This is a genomic window from Prevotella sp. TF12-30, from assembly GCF_003436715.1.
Taxonomy (GTDB): domain Bacteria; phylum Bacteroidota; class Bacteroidia; order Bacteroidales; family Bacteroidaceae; genus Prevotella; species Prevotella copri_A.
On sequence record NZ_QSQJ01000001.1, the window covers coordinates 264586 to 289684 of the forward strand.

General features: G+C 46.5%; 13 protein-coding genes. 5 read left to right on the forward strand and 8 right to left on the reverse strand.

Annotated features, from left to right (window positions below; all coding sequences use genetic code 11):
• Positions 1-43: 43 nt before the first annotated feature.
• On the reverse strand, positions 44-1288 hold the full coding sequence (locus tag DXD25_RS01135) for a restriction endonuclease subunit S (protein ID WP_117661395.1): 1245 nt from the start codon (positions 1286-1288) through the stop codon (positions 44-46).
• A gap of 892 nt (positions 1289-2180) precedes the next feature.
• Here DXD25_RS01135 and DXD25_RS01145 point away from each other — a divergent pair.
• The gene (locus DXD25_RS01145) at positions 2181-3626 is read left to right on the forward strand and encodes an ATP-binding protein (protein WP_117661397.1); all 1446 of its coding nucleotides are present in this window, start codon (positions 2181-2183) and stop codon (positions 3624-3626) included.
• Positions 3627-3851: 225 nt separating this feature from the next.
• Here DXD25_RS01145 and DXD25_RS01150 read toward each other — a convergent pair whose 3' ends face one another.
• A complete protein-coding gene (locus tag DXD25_RS01150; RefSeq protein ID WP_117661398.1) occupies positions 3852-5852 on the reverse strand; it encodes a glycoside hydrolase family 97 protein in 2001 nt (666 codons plus the stop codon).
• A gap of 494 nt (positions 5853-6346) precedes the next feature.
• Here DXD25_RS01150 and hflX point away from each other — a divergent pair, with 494 nt between their 5' ends.
• From hflX to DXD25_RS01175, 4 genes are read left to right on the forward strand one after another with little or no spacing between them, the layout of a single operon-like run.
• Positions 6347-7588 carry a GTPase HflX gene (gene hflX / locus DXD25_RS01160; RefSeq protein ID WP_117661400.1) on the forward strand — a complete coding sequence of 414 codons (1242 nt, stop codon included), beginning with the start codon at positions 6347-6349 and terminating at the stop codon, positions 7586-7588.
• A gap of 21 nt (positions 7589-7609) precedes the next feature.
• The gene (locus DXD25_RS01165; protein WP_117661401.1) at positions 7610-9466 is read left to right on the forward strand and encodes a DUF4954 family protein; all 1857 of its coding nucleotides are present in this window, start codon (positions 7610-7612) and stop codon (positions 9464-9466) included.
• 34 nt (positions 9467-9500) lie between these two features.
• A complete protein-coding gene (locus DXD25_RS01170; RefSeq protein WP_117661402.1) occupies positions 9501-12407 on the forward strand; it encodes a pitrilysin family protein in 2907 nt (968 codons plus the stop codon).
• Between the two features lie 55 nt (positions 12408-12462).
• The gene (locus DXD25_RS01175) at positions 12463-14121 is read left to right on the forward strand and encodes a fumarate hydratase (protein ID WP_117661403.1); all 1659 of its coding nucleotides are present in this window, start codon (positions 12463-12465) and stop codon (positions 14119-14121) included.
• A gap of 289 nt (positions 14122-14410) precedes the next feature.
• On the opposite strand, the gene DXD25_RS01180 is transcribed toward DXD25_RS01175, so the two are convergent.
• From DXD25_RS01180 to DXD25_RS01205, 6 genes are all read right to left on the reverse strand, one after another.
• A complete protein-coding gene (locus tag DXD25_RS01180; protein ID WP_117661404.1) occupies positions 14411-15301 on the reverse strand; it encodes a carbohydrate kinase in 891 nt (296 codons plus the stop codon).
• Positions 15302-15390: 89 nt separating this feature from the next.
• On the reverse strand, positions 15391-16542 hold the full coding sequence (locus DXD25_RS01185; RefSeq protein WP_117661405.1) for an MFS transporter: 1152 nt from the start codon (positions 16540-16542) through the stop codon (positions 15391-15393).
• A 163-nt stretch (positions 16543-16705) separates the two neighbouring features.
• Positions 16706-18424: a DUF4980 domain-containing protein gene (locus tag DXD25_RS01190; RefSeq protein WP_117661406.1), complete on the reverse strand. Its 1719-nt coding sequence runs from the start codon at positions 18422-18424 to the stop codon at positions 16706-16708.
• 64 nt (positions 18425-18488) lie between these two features.
• Positions 18489-20225, reverse strand: coding sequence for a RagB/SusD family nutrient uptake outer membrane protein (locus DXD25_RS01195; RefSeq protein ID WP_117661407.1), 1737 nt, complete (start codon positions 20223-20225; stop codon positions 18489-18491).
• A 30-nt stretch (positions 20226-20255) separates the two neighbouring features.
• A complete protein-coding gene (locus DXD25_RS01200) occupies positions 20256-23369 on the reverse strand; it encodes a TonB-dependent receptor (protein WP_117661408.1) in 3114 nt (1037 codons plus the stop codon).
• A gap of 179 nt (positions 23370-23548) precedes the next feature.
• A complete protein-coding gene (locus DXD25_RS01205) occupies positions 23549-25015 on the reverse strand; it encodes a substrate-binding domain-containing protein (RefSeq protein ID WP_187360409.1) in 1467 nt (488 codons plus the stop codon).
• Positions 25016-25099 lie beyond the last annotated feature (84 nt).

Here is a 25099-nt window from a genome sequence, read left to right on the forward strand (position 1 = left end):
TAGCCACCGCAAGAATATGACTTGCGATGGCTAAATATGGTAGTTATAATGATGCTTCTATCTTGTCAAGCTGAGCGAATAACTCTTCAATCTTTGCAACGATTCTGTGTTGTTCGGAAAGCGGTGGTAACCATAATTGTTCATTCTTTATAATGCTGCCTGATATAGCTTTAAATGTAGAACCAGTACTTTGTGATTCAAATTTTTCTTGAAAAGTAGTCAACATATAAAAAGCATAATCTAAGTTGATAGCTTTAGTTGGTGTAAGACAGCACAAGCCTCGTCCTATACATATTCTCTGCTTTGTAATATTAACCACTCCTACGGGTGCTCTTACACATAATAGTAAAGTATCAGCTTCTGCTATTTTTGTTGGAGAATTTGTCAAAATATTCGATTTTCTTAAATACTTGTTCCCAAATAGGATTTTACCTTGATGAAATTCCATACCATCTATAGAATTTAGGCTACTCCCGTCTGGCGATTGTCCCATAGTAACCTTAAATGCATCTCCAATATGAGTTTCACCCCATCCCTTCGGCAGCTTGCCATATTGGGGGGTATCACAAGTGATTTCAGCCTTCGGATTGATGCGTTTCAGCAACTCAATTGCCGGCTCATCATTCGGGTCTTGTGGTACGAGTTTTCCATGAATGGCAAGATCGAGAACTTTGGACTTGACTTGTCTTATAGAATCTTGTAACTTTTCCTTGTTTTCCTCTATGTTGTCCACAAATGATAGCCAATACTTTAAATTCTTTATTATTCGCTCTATTTCAGGTAATGGCGGAAGAGGTATTCTCATATTTTGAGATTGGGTCAAAGAAATATTAACCTGTCCTGCACTGCCTTTGGTGGATATAGAATTAATTTCAGACATTTCTTCCAAGTAAGCCTTTAGGTAAACATTAATATTATCCTTATGAAGATAAGGACGTATAAGTACGGCTGCTTGGTTGAAATTTGCTTGCGGCAACGATGGGGGAATAATTGCCAATTTACCCAATGGTGGTCCTACAATATTCATTATTAAATCACCAACCTCTGTTCTTGAGCGTTGCAGTTTACCATTATGTATTTCAGCTGTTATATACTGTGGTTTATATTCAAAATCTATTTTCTGATTTCTCAGATTATACATTTTGATATACGGAATGCCCTTAGGTACGAATGAGGATTTTTCTGGAGTACTTCCTGAAGCCACATATGCTATGTCATCCAACCTGCACCACTCCCACCCCTTCGGCAGCTCAAACGGATAATGCGGCTTATCAGAAGTTAAATATATTGCATAAAGCTGCTGCTAGATTCTAAAAACAGAAACAAAGCATAGACACAGATAAGTTTATCATCCCTCCTTAATTATCCACTCGCTGACAGTACACTGAGTGCTATCATAAATCACTGCAAGAAGCTTCTCCATACTAATCTTCACCTCCTGGTTAGGATACAAACAAAGAAATAGCATCTATCCGATTACGCGCACATAAAAGTTTTTTCTACAAAAAAGTATCATAGTCTCATTTTTCGCCGGAAAATCCATATTATATTACTGATATATCTATATTTACATTCAATGAGACTTCTCTAAAAAAGCAGAAAGAAGTATCATGGAAGTATCATGAAATACTATAGAAGTATCATTAAAGACAGCACTATGCACGAGAAAAAACAGTTTAAACAGCGCAAAAAGATAGTTTAAACAGCGCAAAGGCCCTAAAGAATATTGCCCAAAAACAAGTCCTATATTTGGGCACTCGTTGCCCACGCTATGGGCAATAGCTGCCCAGCACACGGTCTGCCGATGCCCACGTGGTGGGCTGCGGATGCCCGTGTAACGGGCACAAGCAGACCAACCGGAGGGCATAAAGAGACCAACTGATGAACTGAAAAAGTAGACACATTACCGTGACTTATCCTGATTATATTGACATAACCATAGAACATCTACGCACAGCAAAAAACAGCATAAACACAGCAAAAAGTGCCGATAGTGGTGCCAAAAGTTGCTTTTTTAGGCACTTTTGGCACCACTATCGGCACTTTTTCCCAATTTTCCATCGTTTTTTCATGATTTAGCATTATCTTTGCAGAAGATAAGCTGCACTCGGCAATCTGAAAGCAAGCTTTCATTGCGCTCGTTTGCATTATCTTTGCAGAAAATCAAAATTAAAGAAGATATGCAGCAAAATATCATTGGAAGAAAACGGGAAATTGAGCTGATAGAGAATTGCCTCAATTCCAACAAGCCCGAATTCATTGCCATCTATGGCAGAAGACGAATCGGCAAAACATATCTCGTCAAACAACTCTTGGGCGAGAAGTTTAGTTTCTATATGACGGGGGTGTACCAATGCTCCAAGAACGAGATGCTCGCTTACTTCAGCGAGCAGTTGGCATTGTATTCCGGGCAGAAACAGGCAAGACCTAAAACCTGGTTCGAGGCATTCTCTCAACTGCGTGCCTACCTCTCTACCCTATTGGAAGAAAGAGAGCAAATCATCATCTTCATTGACGAACTGCCATGGCTGGATACACCGAAGTCTAATTTCATCCGTGCCTTAGATTTGTTTTGGAACGGATGGGCTTCAGACCAGCCTAATATCAAGTTCATCGTCTGCGGTTCAGCTACTACCTGGATGACCAACAAACTTCTGGGCGACAAAGGCGGCTTGCATAATCGGATAACCAGAAAGATTTACCTCGCCCCTTTCGACCTTAACGAGACTGAACTTTTCTTACAATCAAAAGGTATCGTATGGACCCGCCATCAGATTGCAGAATGCTACATGATTATGGGAGGTACGCCGTTTTACCTCAACATGATAGACAAGCAATATAGCTTGCCTCAAAATATTGACATGCTTTTTTTCGCAGAAGGCGCAGAACTATCCAATGAATACGAGTTCCTGTTCCGTTCACTCTTCAAGGATTCAATACTTTACCGAAGAATTGTGGAACTTCTTGCCAAGAAAAAGATGGGTATGACGAGAGAAGATGTGATGAAGGCGTTACATCTCACATCGGGCGGAAAACTGACAGAAGCATTTAATGATCTCATCAGCTGCGACTTCATCAGAAAATACAACTCATTCGGAAACAAGTCGAATGGTGCCATGTATCAGTTGACCGACCTCTACACTTTATTCTATTTACATTACATAAAAGGTAAAGAGGAGACCGACGAACATCTCTGGAGCAATATGATAGACTCTCCGTCCCATCGTGCCTGGAGCGGCTATGCCTTCGAACAGCTTTGCCTTCACCATATCTCACAGATTAAGAAAAAACTAGGCATTCTGGGAGTACAGACGAATGTATATTCCTGGCAACAGAAAGCCAACAAGGAAAAAGGAATTGAAGGTGCACAGATTGACCTTATATTAGACCGTAGAGACCAGATTATCAATCTCTGCGAGATGAAGTATTCTCTCAAGGCATACGACATCACCCCTGCTTATTTGCAAAAACTGCTGGACAGAAGAGAAATCTTCCGCCAAGCGTCAAATACCAGCAAGGCACTGCATCTAACTTTCGTTACAGCTGCAGGATTAAAGAAGAATGCCCAGGAAGGCATGATTCAGAGCGAAGTGGAATTGGACGATTTATTCGGAGAGAAAGTTTGAAACAGAATCAATAATTAACTTGCGCATCGTACAGATAGTTTTATGAGACTTCCATGATACATCAATGAGACTTCTCGGCTCAAAAACCGAGAAGTCTCATTTCTAATATCTTATTACATATCAAGTGTTTAAATCACATTTCCCAAGCAAAAATGAGACTTTGATACTTTTTTCGAGAAAAAAAACTTTTTCACGTAGGCAATCGATGCCTATAAAACTTGAAGATTATTCGATGATGATACCGCCATTAGGCTGAATTACCACCTTTGCCTTGCCATCCTTGCCAACCTTCAAAGTCTTCTTGACAGAAGTGAAGGACTTCTCGCCCTTCTTCTTTGGCTGGTCGGTGATATAAGTAACGGTCTTACCAGCAAACATCGGCAAATCCAAGGTCAGGGCAAGAGGCTTGTCTGTAGCATTCAGACCACCTACAAACCATCTGCCGGCTGTAAGTGCTGCACCTGAACCATTCTCTACACTCGACTTGCGAGCCACCACCGCATACTTGGTAGGATAACCGGCAATAAACTTGGTATCCTCCCAGGCTGTAGGAACATTCTTGAGCCAATCCAACTCCCACTGTGGTACATCCTGCAAATTGTTAGGATAGAGACAGATGCAGTTTACGCTGCTTTGGTTGGTAATGGCTGTAGCCATCTCAAACACATCGCTGGTATAACGCTGATGACGGCTCTTGTTATCCTTGGAGAGATACTTGTTCATCATCACACCACCCCAGTCGAAGCTGGCTACGGCATTTCTTGAGAACGGATGCATCGTCATCTCGAAGGCCTCCTTCTTGGCATGATAATCCGTGAAATATACATTCTCTGAAGCCAGGGCAGCCTCACTCGAAACATAGTTAGGATACATACGTTCCCAGCCACGAGGAAGGGTGCAGCCATGGAAGATGACCTCCAGACCATAATCGTTGGCATCGCTGAGGATATCCTCATAGAGTTTCATCGTCTCCTGCTTGTCGCCACCGAAGAAATCCACCTTGATGCCTACCACGCCAATCTTCTTCATCCAAGCCATCTCCTTCTTGCGGGCGATGGAATTGTTCATAATCTGACGAGGAGTCTGAGGAGCATCATTCTCGAAACCGTTGGAATTGTACCAGAGCATCAGGCTTACCTTCTTGCTCTTGGCATACTTACTCAACTCTTCGATGCGCTTTCTGCCAATCTGCTTGTCCCACCAGCCATCCACCAAGATGGCTTCATAACCCTGGGCAGCAGCAACATCCACCATCTTCACCTGGTCATCATAGTTAACAGAATTGTCCTGCCAGATGAGCCAGCTCCAGGTATAGCGCGATGGCTTGTAAGCCTGACTTGCCTCATACAATGGCTTCACCACATCGTAAGGGATGGTGGTCTCTACGACAGGAGCCAGCGAAGAACCTACGGTGATGGTGCGCCAAGGAGTCTCGCCCGGCAATGGGATACCGGCATATTCGGAACCGATGCCATTGTTCTCACCCTTCTGAGGGAAGGCGATGGTATAGCCCTTGCCCGGCTCGTAATCAGAAAGACGGCAGCCTGGATAAGCGCTTGAAACACCCGTCTCGCTGACCAGTACCCAACCGTCGTTGCCTACCTTGAAGAGGCAAGGGAAGGTATAGCCCACACCGAACTGTGACTTCACGTTCATCGGAGCATCCGGAGTATATTCCTCCTCATAAGATGGTTTGGTGCGCTCCCAACCGGTCATCGGAGTAATCTGAGGACAGAGGAAGGTAGTGGTCTTCTCCGGGAAATTGAATCCGCTCACCTCATTATATATAATCACCGACTTAGGATTATCCTTCTTAGGACGGCTCATCTCATACTTGTAGGCGATGTCGTTGTTGCTTACATGAAGATGGAGGGTCATGGAATCCTTCTTACTGTTGAGGAAACCGATGGTAGCATCCACCACATCCTTCTGGATGTCACTCTTCTTGATGCGGGTCAGCTTGTAGGAAAGCGGCTTCACTTCCCCACCCTTCAGGATGCCCATGGTGAGATCCTTAGAGAAATCACCGTAATTGGCAACCAGTCCGAGCGCTGATGTTCCCAGCATCTGCCTGCCATTGTAATCTACCGTGTAGGAAGCCTTGCCTCCCTCACAAGCAACATTCACCACCAATTTACCGTCTGGCGACTTCACTGTATAGTTGTTAGCCTGCATACCCAAAGCAGCAAGCAACAAAATACCAGCGATACTCATTTTTTGCTTCATATTATTTTCTTCTTAGGTTTGATTTATTTTAATGCCTGCAAAGATAAGCAAAATCTTGAAGAAAGAGGAGAAATAATCATTTAAAAATAGATATTTTTCGCTAATTTAAAGGGATTTAATGCCAAAAAGCCCCGACATCACGTCGAGGCTTTTGAGTTTTTGAATGTTTCAGCAGTTTGTGTTTTTATGTAGTTATGATTTGTATCTTTGAAAATCAGTTTTCTTTTCTGGTTGCAAAAGTACGCAAAAAACTGAAATGAATCAAAATTTAACGCATCTTTTTGCCGAAAAAAGACGTAAACGTTTTCAGATTTCAGCGCCAGAGTTTTCAGGTTTCTGCATTCAGACATGCCGATTCCTGCGTTCGCAAATACCGATTTCCGCCCCGTAACCTTGCGGTCCCTTTCATAAAAAAAACATAATTTTCACCTTATATATATAATAAGAGCATTTTTTTTATTATCTTTGCACCTATAATAATACGTACGTAAAGAATGAAAGAATTTGTAATATCAGAAGTCAAGGCGGAAACCGCTGTGCTGGTGGGTCTTATTACCAAGACACAGGACGAAGCCAAGACCAAGGAATATCTCGACGAGTTGGAATTTCTTGCAGATACCGCAGGCGCCGTCACCGTGAAGCGATTCACGCAGAAGGTGGTGTCGCCTAACCAGACCACCTACGTGGGTAAGGGTAAGCTGGAGGAAATCAAGCAATACATCAAGGAAGAGGAAGACAGAGAAGTAGGTATGGTGATCTTCGATGATGAACTCTCTGCCAAGCAAATCCGAAATATCGAACAGGAATTGCAGGTGAAGATTCTCGACCGTACTTCGCTCATTCTCGACATCTTCGCCATGCGTGCCCAGACTGCAGCTGCCAAGACGCAGGTAGAGCTGGCACAATACCGATACATGCTGCCAAGACTGCAGCGACTCTGGACTCACCTGGAGCGCCAGGGTGGTGGTTCAGGTTCCGGTGGCGGAAAGGGATCGGTAGGTCTGCGCGGACCGGGTGAGACCCAGCTCGAGATGGACCGCCGTATCATCCTCGGCAGAATGAGCCTGCTCAAGGAGCGACTCGCAGAAATAGACAAGCAGAAGACTACCCAGCGCAAGAACCGCGGAAGAATGATCCGAGTGGCTCTCGTAGGCTATACCAACGTGGGAAAATCCACCATTATGAACCTGCTCAGCAAGAGCGAGGTGTTTGCAGAGAACAAGCTCTTTGCTACCCTCGACACCACCGTGAGAAAGGTGGTGGTAGATAACCTGCCATTCCTCCTTGCCGACACCGTAGGATTCATCCGCAAGCTGCCTACCGACCTGGTGGATTCCTTCAAGAGCACCCTGGATGAAACCCGTGAGGCAGACCTCCTGCTGCACGTGGTGGATATCTCTCACCCAGACTTCGAGGAGCAGATCCAGGTAGTGGAAAAGACCCTGGAGGAGATAGGATGCTCCGACAAGCCTTCGATGATCATCTTCAACAAGATAGACAACTACTCCTGGGTGGAGAAGGAGGAAGACGACCTCACTCCGATGGAGAAGGAGAACATCCCGCTGGAAGATCTCAAGAAAACCTGGATGGCAAAGCTCAACGACGACTGTCTCTTCATCTCCGCCAAGAACAAGGAGAACATCGACGAGTTCCGGGAGGTGCTATATAAAAAGGTAAGAGAACTGCACGTACAGAAGTATCCATACAATGACTTCCTGTACCAGGATTACGAATAATTCCCTAAAAACATATCAACAATGAATGACTACAGACCTCTGACCTCCGAGGAAATCGAGGTACTCAAGAGCAACGACTGCTGGGCTGAAGACTGGACTTCAATCAATGTTTCAGAAGACTTCAAGCCCAACTACATGCATCGCGTGATGCTCTATGGCGAGGTAAACATCGGCTCCTTCAACAAGAATGTAGAGGTGAGCCAAGGCTTCGTAAAGCATTCCGGCATCAACAATGCCACTCTGAGAAACGTAACCATCGGAGACGACTGTCTCATCGAGAACGTGGGCAACTTCATCAACAACTACACCATTGGTGATGACTGCTACATCTCCAACATCTCTACGATGGAAACCACCGAGGGAGCAACCTTCGGTGAGGGTAACCTGGTGAGCGTACTCAACGAGGTGGGCGAAGGAAACGTGATTCTCTTCTCCGACCTCAACAGTCAGCTGGCTGCCTTCATGGTGAAGCATTTCTCCGACAAGGAACTGAAGGAGAACATCCGACAGCTCATCAAGACCGACATTGAGAACAAGGCGCCGGAAAGAGGACAGATAGGCAGCAACGTGAAGATTGTGAACACCAAGGAGATTACCAACTGCGTAATCAACGACCTCTGCGAGGTAAACGGTGCTTCACGACTCAGCGACTGTACGCTGCTCGGTTCGGTTCACGGAAACGTATATATCGGTACGGGAGTCATCATCGAGAACTCCATCATCGCCGAGGGTTCCAGCGTCATCAACAGCGTGAAGATACAGGACTGCTTCGTAGGCGAAGCCTGCCAGCTGAGCAACGGTTTCACAGCCTCAGCCTCCGTATTCTTTGCCAACAGCTATATGAGCAACGGTGAGGCGTGCGCCGCCTTCTGTGGTCCATTCACTGCATCGCACCATAAGAGCAGTCTGCTTATCGGCGGAATGTTCTCATTCTATAATGCCGGTTCAGCCACCAACTTCAGCAACCATGCCTACAAGATGGGACCTATGCACTGGGGAACCCTGGAGCGTGGTTCGAAGACAGCCAGTGGTGCCTACCTGCTGATGCCAGCCACCCTGGGTTCGTTCTCAGTATGCTTCGGCAAGTTGATGCACCACCCTAACACTCGCAACCTGCCATTCGCCTATCTGATAGCCGATGGCGACAAGATGTTCCTCATCCCAGGCAGGAACATCACCACCGTGGGTCTGTACCGCGACATCAAGAAGTGGCCGAAACGAGATCTCCGTGCTCCTGAAAACCGCAAGAGCATTGTCAACTTCGACTGGCTCTCTCCTTTCTCCGTGGGCGAAATCCTGAAGGGCAAGAAGATCCTGGAGAGTCTCCGCGAGGTAACGGGCGACAATGTATCGCAGTATCTCTATCACGAATACATCATCCCTGCCACATCGCTCCACAAGGGCATCAAATACTACGACATCGCCCTGAGAATCTATATGGGTGCCGTGCTGAAGCGAGTGCTGAAAAGGGATCCAGCCATCACCCCTCCATCCACCCAGACAGGCGTGGGCGACTGGGATGACCTCTCAGGACTCCTGCTTCCGGTAAGCGAGGAAGACCGCATCATCGCCGACCTGAAGGATGGCACCATAGAAACCATCCAGGAGCTCATCAGCCGCTTCGAGGAGATTGATGCCAACTATCGCGAATATCAGTGGGCATGGACCTACAAGATGATCTGCGACTACTACCACATCTCCGAGATTACCCTGGAGGATGCCAACCGCATCCACGAGGACTACATCAAGGCACGCCGTTCCTGGATTGCGGAAATCAAGAAGGATGCCGAGAAGGAGTATGCCATGGGCGATGTGGAGGAAGAGGTTTACAGAAACTTCGTCAACAGTCTGGACCAGGAAGTGGATTACGAGAATTAATTCATAATGAAGAATTAACAATTTATAATTAGAAATGAAGATTAAGCATGTTTTGCTGGCAGCTGTTCTGATGGGCAGCATCAGCGCCACAGCTAAGGATTATCATTACACCACCATACCAGGTGATGCCATGAAAACCCGCATCTACACCCTCGACAACGGTCTGACGGTGTACATGTCAGTTAACAAGGAAAAGCCTCGTCTGCAGGCTAATATCGCCGTCAAGACAGGTTCCAGAAACGACCCTGCCGAGACAACCGGTCTTGCCCACTATCTGGAGCACCTGATGTTCAAGGGAACCCAGAAGTTCGGCACCATCGACCACGCCAAGGAGAAGCCTTATCTCGACGAAATCACACGCCGATATGAGAGCTACCGCAAGCTGACCGACCCTGCACAGCGCAAGCAGGCTTACCACGAAATCGATTCGGTTTCGCAGCTGGCTGCCAAATACAACATCCCGAACGAGTACGACAAGCTGATGTCGAGCATCGGAAGCCAGGGCACCAACGCCTATACTTCCAACGACGTGACCTGCTATGTGGAGAACATCCCGAACAACGAGATTGAGAACTGGGCAAAGGTACAGAGCGACCGATTCCAAAACATGGTGATCCGCGGTTTCCATACCGAGCTGGAGGCTGTATACGAGGAGAAGAACATCTCTATGGCTAGCGACAACGACAAGGAGTTTGCTGCCCTCTGGAAGCTTCTCACCCCTACCCATCCTTACGGTACCCAGACCACCATCGGTGAGCAGGAACATCTCAAGAACCCTAGCATCATCAACATCCAGAACTACTTCCACCGCTACTATGTACCTAACAATGTGGCTATCTGTCTGGCAGGTGATTTCGACCCAGACCAGACCATTGCCATCATCGACAAATACTTCGGTTCATGGAAGAAGAGCGACAACCTCACCCGTCCTGAGTTCAGCCTGCAGCCGGACATTACTGCCGTCAAGGATACTGCCGTAGTGGGCAAGGAAGCTGAAAACGTGATGCTCGCCTGGAAATTCAAGGGCGCCAACGACAAGGAGAGCGATGTGCTCGATGTCATCGAAGACATGCTTTCCAACGGTAAGGCTGGACTGATGGAGGTTGACCTGGAGCAGCAGATGAAGCTGGCTTCTGCCGGAGCCTTCGTCTACGGTCTGCACGACTATTCTGCCTTCATCCTTGCCGGTAATCCTAACAAGGGTCAGAAGCTGGAAGAAGTACGCAGCCTCATGCTCCAGGAGATGGCGAAGCTGCGCCGTGGAGAATTCGACAACGACCTCCTGCCTTCGGTCATCGCCAACAAGAAGCTGAACTTCTACAGAGGTCTCGACAGCAACGACAACCGTGCCAGCATCATGGTAGATGCCTTCATCAACGACGAGAAATGGGAAGACGTAGCCGGCAAGCTGGAGCGTCAGAGCAAGCTGACCAAGCAGGACATCGTGGATTTCGCCAACAAATATCTGCGCGACGACAACTTCATCTGCGTCTACAAGCAAATGGGCGAGGATACTACCCTGAAGAAGATTGAGAAGCCTGCCATCACTCCTATTCCGGCAAACCGCGAGTATGAGAGTGCTTTCGTCAAGGAAATCAAGAACGCCCAGGTGCCTGAAATCCAGCCTCAGTTCCTCGATTTCAAGAAGGATCTTACCGTAGGCAAGACCAGCAGGAAGCTGCCTCTCGTATACAAGCAGAACACCCAGGACGACCTCTTCAACCTCGTATTCCGCTACGAGTTCGGCGATGAGGATGATATCCGCTACAGCTATGCAGCCCAGTATCTCGACTATATCGGAACCGACAAGAAGAGCGTTTCTGCCATCAAGCAGGCTTTCTACAAGCTGGCTTGCAACTTCAGCATCGCCCAGGGTTCCAAGACTCTGCAGATCAGCCTCAACGGTCTGAACGAGAACCTTCCTGCAGCTCTCCGGCTGACGGAGGAAATCCTGCACCATGCCAAGGCAGACAAGACCTCATGGAACCAGTTCATCGACCTCATCGAGAAGCAACAGCAGGATGCCAAGACCAACCAGATGTCAAACTTCAGCTATCTCTGGGACTACAGCACCTACGGTGCCTACAACCCAACCCGCAACGCCATCAAGACCGCCGACCTGCGCAAGATGGATCCTCAGGAGCTCGTCAATCTTCTGGGTGGACTGAACAACATCGAGCATACCGTGGCTTACTACGGTCCTTACAGCGAGAAGCAGCTCAACGCCCTGCTCGCCAAGGAGCACAAGACAGCCAAGAAGCTTGCTGCCGTTCCTGAGGGCAAGGAGTACAAGATGGAAGAAATCAAGCAGAACGAGATTTATATCGCTCCTTACGATGCCAAGAACATCTATCTGCGTTCTTACCAGAACACCGGAAAGAAGAGCGATGTGAAGGACGGTGCCCTGATTTCTCTCTTCAATGAGTATTATGGTGGCGGCATGAATACCATCGTCTTCCAGGAGCTTCGTGAGACCCGCGGTCTGGCTTACAATGCCGGTGCAGCCTACTACACTCCAGTTCGCAAGGACGAGAAGGATTACTTCATGCGTCACATCATCACCCAGAATGACAAGATGATGGACTGCATCCACGTCTTCGATGAGATTACCGACAATCTCCCTCAAAACGAGGCTTCCTTCAATCTTGCCAAGCAGAACCTGATGAAGTCTATCCAGAGCCGTCGCGTTACCAAGGCTGGCGTCATCAACGCATACTTCAATGCCAAGCTGATGGGTATCGACTATGATGTAACCAAGCTCTATTACGAGCAGCTCCCTTCACTCACCCTGCAGGACATCACGAACTTCGAGAAGCAGAATATCGTAGGCAAGCCATACCGCATGGTGATCCTCGGTGATGAGAAGAATCTCGATATGAAGAGCCTGGAGAAGATTGCGCCAATCAAGCGTCTCTCTCAAGAGGAAATCTTCGGCTATTAAATAGGAAAAAGAATATATTGAATATTTCAACAGTTTAAAATAACAAAAAAACATTATGGCAAAAACTCCAGATTTTAAGTATGCTCCAATGTTCCAGATTGGAGAGGACAAGACAGAGTATCGCCTTATCTCTAAGGAAGGCGTAAGCACAGCAGAGTTCGAGGGTAAGACTATCCTCAAGGTTTCTAAGGAAGCTCTTACTTTGCTGGCACAGCAGGGTTTCCACGACGTAGAGTTCAAACTCCGTCGTGAGCACAATCTCCAGGTAGCTAAGATTCTCAGCGACCCAGAGGCTTCAGAGAACGACAAGTACGTAGCTCTCCAGTTCCTTCGCAATGCAGAGACTGCCGTTAAGGGCATCCTCCCATTCTGCCAGGATACAGGTACAGCTATCATCCACGGTGAGAAGGGTCAGCGTGTATGGACCGACTTCGAGGATGAAGAGGCTTTGAGCCTGGGTGTATATAACACCTTTACACAGGACAACCTCCGCTATTCTCAGAACGCTCCTCTCAACATGTATGATGAGGTGAACACCCGTTGCAACCTTCCTGCTCAGATTGACATCGAGGCTACAGAGGGCGACGAGTACCGCTTCGTAATGGTAGCCAAGGGTGGTGGCTCTGCCAACAAGACTTACTTCTACCCTATGACCAAGGCTACTATCCAGAATGAGGGTACACTGCTCCCATTCCTCGTAGAGAAGATGAAGAGCCTGGGTACAGCTGCATGTCCTCCTTACCACATCGCCTTCGTTATCGGCGGTACTTCTGCTGAGAAGAACCTCCTTACCGTGAAGCTGGCTTCTATCAAGTACTATGATGAGTTGCCTACAACAGGTGATGAGACTGGCCGTGCCTTCCGTGATATCGACTTGGAGAACAAGCTCCTCGAAGAGGCTCACAAGATTGGCTTGGGTGCACAGTTCGGCGGTAAGTATCTGGCTCACGATATCCGTGTCATCCGTCTGCCTCGTCACGGCGCAAGCTGCCCTATCGGTATGGGTGTAAGCTGCTCTGCCGACCGTAACATCAAGGCTAAGATCAACAAGGACGGTATCTGGTTGGAGAAGATGGATGAGAACCCAACAGAGCTGATTCCTGAGGAGCTCCGCAACCCAGGTGAGGGTACCAAGGGTATCGAGATTGACCTCGACAAGGGTATCGATGCAGTACGTGCCGAGTTGAGCAAGTATCCTGTAAGCACCCGTGTAAACCTGAAGGGTACCATCATCGTGGCTCGTGACATCGCTCATGCCAAGCTCAAGGCTCGCTTGGATGCTGGTGAGGAGATGCCAGAGTACTTCAAGAACCACCCAATCCTCTATGCAGGACCAGCCAAGACTCCAGAGGGCTATCCATGTGGCTCTATGGGACCTACCACAGCCAACCGTATGGACCCATACGTAGATGAGTTCCAGGATCACGGCGCCAGCCTGGTAATGATTGCCAAGGGTAACCGTGGTGATGTTGTTACAGAGGCTTGCAAGAAGCACGGTGGTTTCTACCTCGGTACTATCGGTGGTGTAGCTGCTGTTCTCTCTCAGAGTTCTATCAAGAGCATCGAGTGCGTAGAGTACCCAGAGCTCGGTATGGAGGCTATCTGGAAGATTACCGTAGAGGACTTCCCTGCATTCATCCTCGTAGATGACAAGGGCAACGACTTCTTCAAGCAGTTGAAGCCTTGGACTCCTTGCAAGGAATGCCAGAAGTAATGACGCAGACATTATCATATAAAAAAAGCTCAGGGCCATCAGCCTTGAGCTTTTTTCTTTATCTGTATTTCTTTTAAAGAACCTTTTACCTTTTTACTTTTTTACCTTTAAATTATTCTTCACTGATAAACTGCTTTTTCATAATTCCATGTTTTCCTAAAAAAAAAAGAGCTGCTATCTACTCTTCACAAGCAGATAGCAGCTAATCAATCAACATTAAACCTATATATCAACTATTCACTAAAAACCAACAATTCAAAACTAATACTTACTGACCAAATGGGGAGCCTTACAATGTATATTCCTCAGGAATCTGAGGCATTGCACCATTCTGGGTACAAACGTATGCACTTACCTTAACGGCAAGCTCGTGTGCCTCCTGGATGCTCTTACCCTTCAGAATGCTGGCACAGAAAGTACCGGTGAAGCTATCGCCAGCACCTACGGTATCAGCCACCTCAACCTTTGGAGTCTCCTGGAATGACTTCACACCCGGAGCGAAGACATAGCTGCCATTCACACCGCAGGTCAATACGAGCATATCGAGATTGTACTTGCCGAGAATCAACCAGCACTTGTTCTCGATGTCCAAACCAGGATAACCAAAGAGGCGACCGATGGTAATCAACTCCTCATCGTTGATCTTCAAAACATTGCAGCGCTTCAAGCTCTCGGTAATCACCTCAGGAGTATAGAAGTTCTGACGGAGATTGATGTCGAAAATCTTCAAGCAATCTTCTGGAGTATGATCAAGGAACTGATAGATGGTCTTGCGGCTAACCTCACTGCGCTGAGCCAGAGAGCCCCAGCAAACAGCACCGGCATTGGCAGCAATTTCCTTGATATCATCAGTGAAAGGGATATTGTCCCAAGCCACGCCCTGCTTGATATCGTATGTAGGAACCCCCTCCTTGTCGAGCTGCACCTGAACAGTACCTGTAGGGAATTCTACCTCAGGCATCACATACTTGAGCTTCTTCTCATCGAGCAGGCGGAGAGCTGTTTCGCCCAGAACATCCTTGCCCACAGCACTGACGGCTACAGAATGCAGACCATGCTGACCAGCGTGGTAAGCGAAGTTGGCAGGAGCACCGCCGAGTTGAGAACCAGAAGGGAGAACGTCAAAGAGAATCTCACCCAAACCTACACAATATTTTGTATCTAAATTCTTTGTTTCCATAATTACACCTTATTATATATACGTTATAAACGATAGTGAACGTTTTTTATTATGCTTGCAATGATAACTTGCAGATGATAACCTGCGGATTATAACTTGCGGATATAAGTGAAGAGATAAACTACACCTACTGCCATGACTGCCACGGCACCTACCTGACCGAATGTATCGCTGGCGAATCCCATGAACAATGGGAAGATGGTACCACCAAAGAGTCCCATGATCATCAATCCACTCACCTCATTCTTCTTATCAGGCAAAGCAAGCAACGCCTGAGAGAAAATCATGGAGAAGACGTTAGAGTTGCCGTATCCCACGAGGGCGATAGCGATATAGAGCATCGTCTTGCTCTCTCCTATCCACATGCCAATCATACTCAGAGCCATCATCACTACGCTGATAACGAAGAATGTGCGGGTCTTCATCATGCGGAGGAAGGCTGTACCGGTGAAACATCCGATGGTACGGAAAATAAAGTAGAGCGATGTAGCGAAGGCTGCCTCGTTCAGCGTCCATCCCAAGCGCTCCATCAGAATCTTAGGAGCAGTAGTGTTGGTACCTACATCGATGCCCACATGGCACATGATACCGATGAAGGAAAGCAGCACGATAGGTTTGCCGAGCAACTTGAAGCACTCACCAAAACCGGAAGCCTTACCCTCGTTCTTCTCTTCTTCGATAGGCGTACCAGCCAGGAAGAAGGTGGCTGCGATTCCGATAATCATATAGATTGGGAAGAGAACTCTCCAGCCCAAACCGAAGGTTGGAATGCTTGCCATGGCGCCCCACATAGCGATGTATGGAGCCAGGAAGGAAGCAATGGCCTTGACAAACTGCCCGAAGGTCAATGTGGATGCCAGGTTCTTACCTGATGTTACCACAGAAACCAGCGGGTTCAGGGAGGTCTGCATCAAGGCATTTCCGATGCCGAGCAAGGAGAATGACACGAGCATCATTTCGAAGTTTTCGCCAAAGATGGGCAAAAGGAGTGAGATAACGGTAACGAGCAAAGACAGGAGTACTGTCTTCTTTCTACCTATCTTATTCATCAGGATTCCCGTAGGAACCGAGAAGATGAGAAACCAGAAGAATACCAGCGATGGGAACAGATTGGCTGTTGCATCATTGAGGTTGAGATCTTCCTTTACGTAGTTGGAGGCGATGCCTACCAAATCTACAAATCCCATGGCGAAGAAACAGAGCATCACCGGGATGATTGATAACTTTGATGATTTATTCATAATTGTTAGCGTTATTGTTTCTATTTTGCTGCTGCAAAAGTAGCGATAAACGATATAATATATCATAAAATATCGTTCATCGGCTACCATTTTTGTTGCATTGTTACATCATTAACACGCTAAGAAACAATAGTGTTATAGATTCAGTTCTTAACAGATGAAGTTACTTGATGTCGTAAATCTGATACTTACCCTTTCCCTTTACAGTAACCTTGTTGTAAGACTTGCTTGGGAACACGAGATTGGTCATGGACATCTTGCCGTCAGCATCCAGAGCCTCGATGCTGCTCTTGTCGATGAAGATGCGCAGCTGGCTGATCTTGCCGTAGGTTGGAGCCTTGGTGACTGCAGCGAAGTCCTTGCTGAAATCCATCTTACCGCTCTTGGTTCTATCCATTGAGAAAGTCTCTGCCTTGGCATCGTAGTTCATCACTACCTTCTCGCCCTTGTCGTTGCTCAAAGTGATAGTAGCATTTCCCTTCAGATTCACAACCATCTCGCAAGATTCTGTAAGTTTCTTGCCTGCCTTCTTGCTTCTTGCTGCTGTCATCTCTGGAGAAGGAACCACGCTGCAATAAGTTTCACCCTTATACTCGAAGAGACCTAAGTCGCGAGGAATAGAGTTGCCCGAACGATACTGCTGGGTAGGAACCTGGTTGGCATACTGCCAGTTGCTCATCCAGGCGATAGCCACACGGCGACCTTCTGGTGCGTTATCAAAAGTAACTGTAGCGTAATGATCCTTTCCGTAATCCATCCACTTGGTAACCTCAGGCTTACTGTCGCAAGTAAACTTATGACCGTCGAAATCACCTATGAAATACTGGGTAGCAGAACCTCCGGAAGGTCCACCAGGATTGATGTTGCAGATAAGCATCCACTTCTCCTTACCGGTGCCACGAACCTTCATCTTCATCAAGTCTGGGCATTCCCAGACACCGCCATGGTTGCCATACTTCTCACCAAAAGAGCTTTCGTATTTCCAGTCCTTCAAGTTATCTGAAGAATAGATTTCCATGTGCTGACCGGCAGCCAGAATCATATTCCACTTCTTGATGTCCTCGTTCCAGAACATGTGTGGGTCACGGAAGTCTGGTACAGTACTGGTGATAATAGGATTTCCCTCGTATTTTATAAAGGTCTTGCCGTTATCTGTACTGTAAGCCATGCTCTGGGTCTGGTTTTCTGCAGCAGAAGTATAAAGTGCAACCACAGCATCCTTTCCGAAACCCGAGGTATTGTTCTTGTCAACCACGGCAGAACCACTGAAGATAGTACCTACAGCATCAGGCTGTATAGGAGTACCCTGGAACTTCCAGTGAATCAAGTCGGTGGAAGTAGAATGTCCCCAGGTCATATTCTCCCACTGTGATCCGTAAGGATTATACTGGAAATAGAGATTCCATACGCCATCCTTATAGAACATACCATTAGGGTCGTTCATCCATCCGTAAGCAGGAGTGTGATGGAAATCCTGACGATACTGCTCGCGATTCTTCATATTGAAAGTATCAGAGAACTTCATCTCCTTCCAGCAAGTGAGGGCATTCAGTCCTTCCTTGTTATAATCGCCATTGACATGGATATCGAGAGCCAGGCCTTTCAAGCCAGCAAACTCATCCATATAAAGAGGTACGAAATAATCTACGTGGTCTTTAGCCAACTTCACATTGAAGGCTTTCACCTGCTTGTTGTCAGCAATCACCTTAATATTGGCTATCTCCGCACTCTCCTGCACAGGGAGCAAGAGACACTTCTGGTTCTGACTTTCCTGGCTGATGCGATAGAGACAATGGTTATTGCTCAAGAAGGAAGCCTGCTGGGCATAACTGGCGGTGAAACCGCAAAGTGCGACAAGCGCTGAAACAAAAATTTTCTTCATTGTCAAATTATTAATTGAGTACATTTAAAGAAACATCTAATGATTAAAAAATGCCGGTGAGCCATTACTCGTATCCCTTGTTCTGTTTATAAAGACCAGGAATGTAATACAGCTGGTTATATGGAACCGGATAGAACTCGTTCTTGCCCGGTGTGAACTTGGCATCCTTCAAGTATTGAGCGTATGTTTGCTCTCCATACTGATCTTTCTTCTCAGATTCGAAATACTTGTTCAGTGTCTCAGAAGCAATGCCCCAGCGGCGCAAGTCGAAGAAACGGCCGTTCTCCATAGCCATTTCCAGACGACGCTCCCAGCGAAGGCACTTTCTTGCCGTCTCCTTATCCTGGAAATATGACTCCGGATAGAGGGCTATATCACATTGATCTTTGGCATATTCAATATGCTTATCCACAGAATTCTTGGCTCTCTGACGGATATCGTTGATGATGGTACGAGCCTCAGCCAGACGGTCCAACTCTATCAAAGCCTCAGCACGCATCAGCATAATGTCGCTATAACGGAGCACATAGTCGTTCATCGCAAACGCCTGCCAAGAACCATTGAAAGTTTCACCCTTAGAACGCTGTGGCACTTCCTTCAGAGAAGTATAGTAACCGTAAACGTTTGGTGTACGAGAGTTGGCCTTAGTCATCGTGTATTCTGACTCATATTTATATGGGAAGGTAGGCATTCCTACTGTATGGAACAAACGTGGATCCCATTTCTGACTGTTAGGCTCACCGTTTACAGGATAATCACAAGTCTTGTTGTAATCATCAAACTCAGGAAGTCCGTTCTTGGTCTTGAAGGCATTCACCAGGTTCTGTGAAGGCTTGTGGAAATCCCATCCGCAAGACCAAATACCCCAACAGCCATTCAGCATATTAGACCAGTTGGCACGTCCGAAGGTGGTATGGTCCTCGCTATAGTCGGAAGTCTGGACTGCAAAAACTGACTCCTTGTTGTTCTTATAGTCAGGCAGGAAGATGTCGCCGAAGTCTGCCATGTAACCATAGTCTGAATTCTTCACCACATCAGTATAGTCGATAACCTTCTGCATATACTCCTTATTAATATGGTCAACACCATCGGTTGCCTCATAGCCATCACCCCAGGCAATGGTAAGATAACACTTAGCCAGATAACCTGCGGCTGCAATCTTGTTGACACGACCGCCATCCTTCTGCTTAGCAGGAAGGACATCGTATGCAGTCTGGAAGTCAGCTATCACCTTCTGCCACAATTCCTCGTAAGTAAACTGAGTGTTTGATGTGCTCTCTGTGGTTTTATCCTCATAAACCTTCTCGTCTATCCAAGGTATCTGACGATACATGGTAAGTAACTTGAAATAGAAATGAGCACGGAGAAAGCGAACCTCAGCCTCACGCTGCTTGGTTACCTCAGCACCCAGTGTGCTCTCACCATTCTGCTGCAAAGAAACCAAGGCACGGTTGCAACGGGAAACGGCACAATAGAGACGATACCATAACTCGTCGAGTTCGCCCTTAGTAGAGGTTAAGGTACTCCAGATCTCCACATCGTGATAACCGGTGTCACCGGTGCCACCGCCACCCTTCAAGCAATCGTCTGAAGAAAGGTCACCATATGGCCAAAGGTTGAATGGGTAAGAGTACCAACAGTCGCCCAACATCGCATAGGCACTGTTTACCATCTTGTCTGGCTCGCTGAAAGCCTTGTCTTCATCAACCACAGCTGTTGGCTTGTAATCCAGGAAATCATCACAACTGGTGAATGTTCCTACCAGTGCTGCTGCAAGCACCATTGTATATAACTTTTTCATTTTGAAATTCTCTTTAAAATATGAAACATTTTAGAAACCTACCTGAAGTCCGAATGATACGGATGTTGAAAGTGGATAGTTCCAGTTTGGATTCTCTGGGTCTGAACAGGTCAGGCTATTGCTCTTGATGGTCAAAAGATTCTGACCTGAGAGATAGACACGGGCACTGGTCATCTTCAACTTAGAGAGGATGCTGCTTGGGATAGTGTAACCCACCTGCAAGGTACGCAACTTCAAGTAAGATCCATTCTCAACGAAGTAAGTAGAAGCACGACCTTCATCAGCTGTATTCATGGTGCTCAAGCGTGGGATGGAAGAACCAGTGTTGTTGGTATTCCAAGCATCGAGCAAACGGGTTCCCTTGTTAGAACCACCATCAGTAATAGCCCAGAAGTCAGTTTGGAACTTTTGGTTGTTATACACATCCTGGTCATAGACACCCTGCCAGAACATACAGAAATCAAAGCCCTTGTAGTTGAGAGCAATATTCAAACCATAGGAGAAGGCTGGCACAGGGTCGAAAATCCAAGTCTGGTCATCTGAAGTAATTCCATTTTTACCATCTAAGTCCTTGTATTTCAATCCACCAACACGTGCGTTTGGCTGTCCAGACTTATCTACTTCTTCCTGATTCTGGAAAATTCCATCGGCTACATAACCTACGATAGAACCATAAGACTTGCCACTCTGCACCAGGTTTTCCGTAGATGTGTGAGCGTAAGCACCTGTTGTTGTTGCTGGCAAATAAGTAACCTTGTTGCGGAAGAAATCCAGATTGCCGTTCACGTCGATGCCAAGTCCATTAGCCAAGGTCTTGCGATAGCCCACGGTGAACTCCATACCCCAGTTGCGGAGCGAAGGACCATTCTGCCATGAATTTCCACCTTCACCAGTTGCACCCAGATAAGCAGGATTAATCAACATATCCTTTACATTCTTAATATAGGCATCCACTGTACCATAGAGGGTGTTGCCAAACAGGGTGTAATCCAAACCTACGTTATACTGGGTAGCAGCCTCCCATTTCAAGTTAGGGTTAGCCAACTGTGTGGCACGATAGCCAGAAGGGAAGGTACCTGAACCTTGCAGGAAGAGGTCGTAAGCAGTAGAGGTTACACGGTCTAGTCCGTAATCCACTACATAAAGACCAAACTGTGCATTGTTGTCGATAGCCTGGTTACCTGTCTGACCCCAAGAGAGTCGCAACTTGGCATCATCCAACCAATCCTTCTTCAGGAGATTAGAAAATCTGAAGCCGAGAGATGCAGCAGGGAAAGTACCCCAGCGATGTGCCTTACCGAAACGTGATGAACCATCATGACGGATAGTGAAGGAAGCCAAGAGGAGATCATCCCAGTTGTAGTTCACCTTTCCAAAGAAAGAAGCCAGGCGATAGCCTACCTTCGCACCCGAGTTACGCATCGTTCCTGTTGCAGCATTTGGCCACATATAATCTTTATCTTCCAGCGCATAGCCTTCTGAATAGGCAGAGAAATCGATAACCGACTGCTTGGAAAATTCCATACCACCGAGTACATCGATGTTGTGCTTGCCAATCTGGGCAACGTACTGGGCTGTGTTAGACCATGTCCAGTTAGTCTCATTGTTATTCGAGAGCGTTGTCTTGGCGATGTCATTGTTGACAATATCAGAGTGATAAGTATTCGTCATCGCATTGATAAACGATGTTTTGAAATCCAAACCGAAGTTAGAACGCAGGGTCAATCCCTTGACAGGCTTCAATTCTACGAAAGCATTACCGAAGATGCGCCAGTAGTCGAGGTGGTTGTTGCGGTTCTGATACTGCTCACGACAAGGGTTCTGACGGTCGGCCATACTACCCACAGGACCTGCGAAAGTCTTGCCATCTTCTTCGTAAACCGGAACGATGGAAGGCATCTTCAAGGCATTCTCCATCGGATGGCAATCTACCTGAGAGGTATAAGTCAATGTTACATTCTCACCTACGGTTACAATCTTGTTTAAATTCCAAGAGGTGTTCAAACGAGCTGAGATATTCTCGAAGTCGGTATATTTCAAGACGCCTTCATTGTTCTTGTATCCCAAGGAGAACATAGCGCTATGCTTGTCATTGGCATGAGATACAGAGAGGTCGTAGTTCTGCGAGAAACCTGTGCGAGAGATTTCATCGAGCCAGTCGGTATCTGAGAACCGCATGGTCTTCTTGGCATTGATGTAGCCATCATATCGACCATTGATAGTATAGTTCTGATACTGGTTGGTAGCAGGATTCCAAACAGTGATAGGAGATCCAGAGGCCGCATTCAAGTCGATGCCGTAGTTGGCAGCATAAGCCACAGGATCGAGTCCATCGTTCAGGGCTGCCTGAGCCATCGCAGTAGCATACTGGCTGGAGTTCATCAGCTTCATCTTCGACTGGTTGGAATAGAACTGTGCAGTTAGGTTGGCAGAGAAGTCAACAGCAACCTTGCTACCTTTCTTTCCTTTCTTGGTGGTGATGATGATGACACCATTCGATGCACGTGAACCATAGATAGAAGCCGAAGCGGCATCCTTCAAAACCTGCATACTCTCGATATCATTTGTATTGAGGGTATTCAATGCCATATTGGTAGGCACACCATCTATGATATAAAGAGGGTCCTGAGAAGAGTTGAAAGAACCGATACCACGAATACGCACGGTTCCTGAACCAATAGGAGAACCATCGGTAGTGACGGTCATACCAGGAACACGACCCTGCAAAGCACGCATCGGGTCTGTCTCTGAACTTGTCTTCAGGTTCTTGGTTGAAACCACAGCCACGGAACCGGTCAAGTCAGCCTTCTTCTGAGTGGTATAACCTGTTACAACTACTTCCTGCAAGTCGTTGGCATCTTCCTGAAGTGTTACCTCCATATTGTCTGAAGCCTTTACTTCTTGCGTCTTATATCCAATATAAGATATAACAAGTGTGGAACCAGGAGCACATTCTACATGGAAGTTACCATCAAAGTCGGTAACAGTACCAGTCTTTGTGCCTTTCACCATAACAGATGCACCAATGACTGTCTCACCGGTAGCATCCTTTACGATGCCATTTACATTTACCTGTTGTGCACTAGCTACGGTGCAAACAGCACAGAGCGCAGAGCTCATTAGTAATCTTGAAAGATTGTTCATACTATTATAACATTTTAAGTTTCAAAAATTGTGATTGCTTGATTTCTGTCGCAAAATTAGGGAAAAGACTGTTATATAAATAGAAAAAATCGTTCCTGCAACAATAATTATGTTACATGAAACGATTTTCTTATCTTTTGCTAAGATTTTAAAGTACTTATTTTAAAGGAGTTAGAAAACTATTTTCTTTTAGATAACTGTTTATTTCTGAAATCGGTAGGAAGAACGCCAAACTGCTTTCTGAAGCATGAAGAGAAATAGCCCGGTAACGCAAAGCCTACTTCTGCCGAGACTTCAGCTACAGTCTTATCAGTCTGCATCAGGAGCGTATAGGCTCTCTGCAGACGCATCTCTTTCAGGAGCTCGACAGGCGTTTTTCCTGTCATAGCCTTCACCTTGCGATAGAGCTGTACTTTACTCAACTGCATCTCGGCTCCCAAATCATCCATCTTCATATCAGCATTGCCCATATTCTCAAGAATCTTCTTCTTGAAACGATCCATGAAATAACGATCACTCTCATCCAGGTGATTCAGTTCAGCAGCCCAGCCCTCCTTGTTCTCGATGAATCCACGAGCCACGGCTTTCTGTTTCTGCAGCTTCTTTCTATATACCTTATATATATAGAAGATGATAATGAGCAGAACTAGGACAATAACGACGGCAACAATAACCATCCATTTCTGGATGCGGGATACCTCTGAATAAGAATCAAGACTGTCAGAAATCTGATCCAGATTCTTCATCTTGACTTCCAAATCCTGATATTGTAGGGCGATGGCATCACAGTTTTCAGAGGTAGCAAGGAATGATTTCATCACATTATCCTTCTTATAGGGTTTACCCTGAAGGATATTCATCGCCAATTCCATAATCTTTTCGCCCTGGGTAGGATAGACATAAGAAGCAGCAAACTGTCCTCTCTTCACTCTATCCACTCCTTCCCATTCTCCAGGCAATCCATCAATGCCTACTATCAGCATCTGCTTATCAATGCCTCGTCTCTCTGCTTCCAGAAAGGCACCTATGGCTCCCAGGTCGCTATGTCCGAACACGCCATCCGCATGTCCGCCCTTATCCAGATATTGCTTCATTAACTCCTGGGCACGCTCCATCTTCCAGTTGCTTTCTAGGGTAACCACCTTGATTCCCGGATAATTCTTCATCACCTCGTGGAAACCACGATGGCGCTCAATGACAGGGGAAGCATCCTTCAAGCCCGTAATCTCAACAACGGTACCTTTTCCATCCAGTTTACTGGCCAGAAATCGGGCAACTTCCCTACCCGCTTCCACATTATCGCCACCGATGGAAGCTGTATAATGGGGTGTCTTTACCTTTCTGTCGAAGAGGATAACCGGGATATGCGCACGATAAGCTCGCTCGATGGCAGGTGTTACATCATTCACGTTATCAGGAGCCACCACGATTAAATCTACCTTCCTGGCTATCATACTGTCTATCTGGCGAGCCTGGCGTTGCCCGTCATTCTCTGCAGTAGTAAACAGCAAATCCACATTCTTATATTGATACTGCGCCAGTCGCATCTCATTATTCACCTTCTCGCGCCAAACTCCGCTGCAACATTGCGACACACCAATCACCATCTTCTTCTGGGTGCATGAATCCAGAAGAAGAAGAAGCATACTACTAAGTAATACTATTAATATAATATACAATACTCTGTTCATTCTTATGTAATCGATTGAAAATGAGAGAGTTAATTAACG

Coding starts and splice junctions, on each gene's coding strand:
- DXD25_RS01195 (WP_117661407.1), bottom strand. CDS start 20,225: ATGAAAAAGTTATATACAATGGTGCTTGCAGCAGCACTGGTAGGAACA.
- DXD25_RS01170 (WP_117661402.1), top strand. CDS start 9,501: ATGAAGATTAAGCATGTTTTGCTGGCAGCTGTTCTGATGGGCAGCATC.
- hflX (WP_117661400.1), top strand. CDS start 6,347: ATGAAAGAATTTGTAATATCAGAAGTCAAGGCGGAAACCGCTGTGCTG.
- DXD25_RS01165 (WP_117661401.1), top strand. CDS start 7,610: ATGAATGACTACAGACCTCTGACCTCCGAGGAAATCGAGGTACTCAAG.
- DXD25_RS01200 (WP_117661408.1), bottom strand. CDS start 23,369: ATGAACAATCTTTCAAGATTACTAATGAGCTCTGCGCTCTGTGCTGTT.
- DXD25_RS01150 (WP_117661398.1), bottom strand. CDS start 5,852: ATGAAGCAAAAAATGAGTATCGCTGGTATTTTGTTGCTTGCTGCTTTG.
- DXD25_RS01190 (WP_117661406.1), bottom strand. CDS start 18,424: ATGAAGAAAATTTTTGTTTCAGCGCTTGTCGCACTTTGCGGTTTCACC.
- DXD25_RS01145 (WP_117661397.1), top strand. CDS start 2,181: ATGCAGCAAAATATCATTGGAAGAAAACGGGAAATTGAGCTGATAGAG.
- DXD25_RS01205 (WP_187360409.1), bottom strand. CDS start 25,015: ATGCTTCTTCTTCTTCTGGATTCATGCACCCAGAAGAAGATGGTGATT.
- DXD25_RS01185 (WP_117661405.1), bottom strand. CDS start 16,542: ATGAATAAATCATCAAAGTTATCAATCATCCCGGTGATGCTCTGTTTC.
- DXD25_RS01180 (WP_117661404.1), bottom strand. CDS start 15,301: ATGGAAACAAAGAATTTAGATACAAAATATTGTGTAGGTTTGGGTGAG.
- DXD25_RS01175 (WP_117661403.1), top strand. CDS start 12,463: ATGGCAAAAACTCCAGATTTTAAGTATGCTCCAATGTTCCAGATTGGA.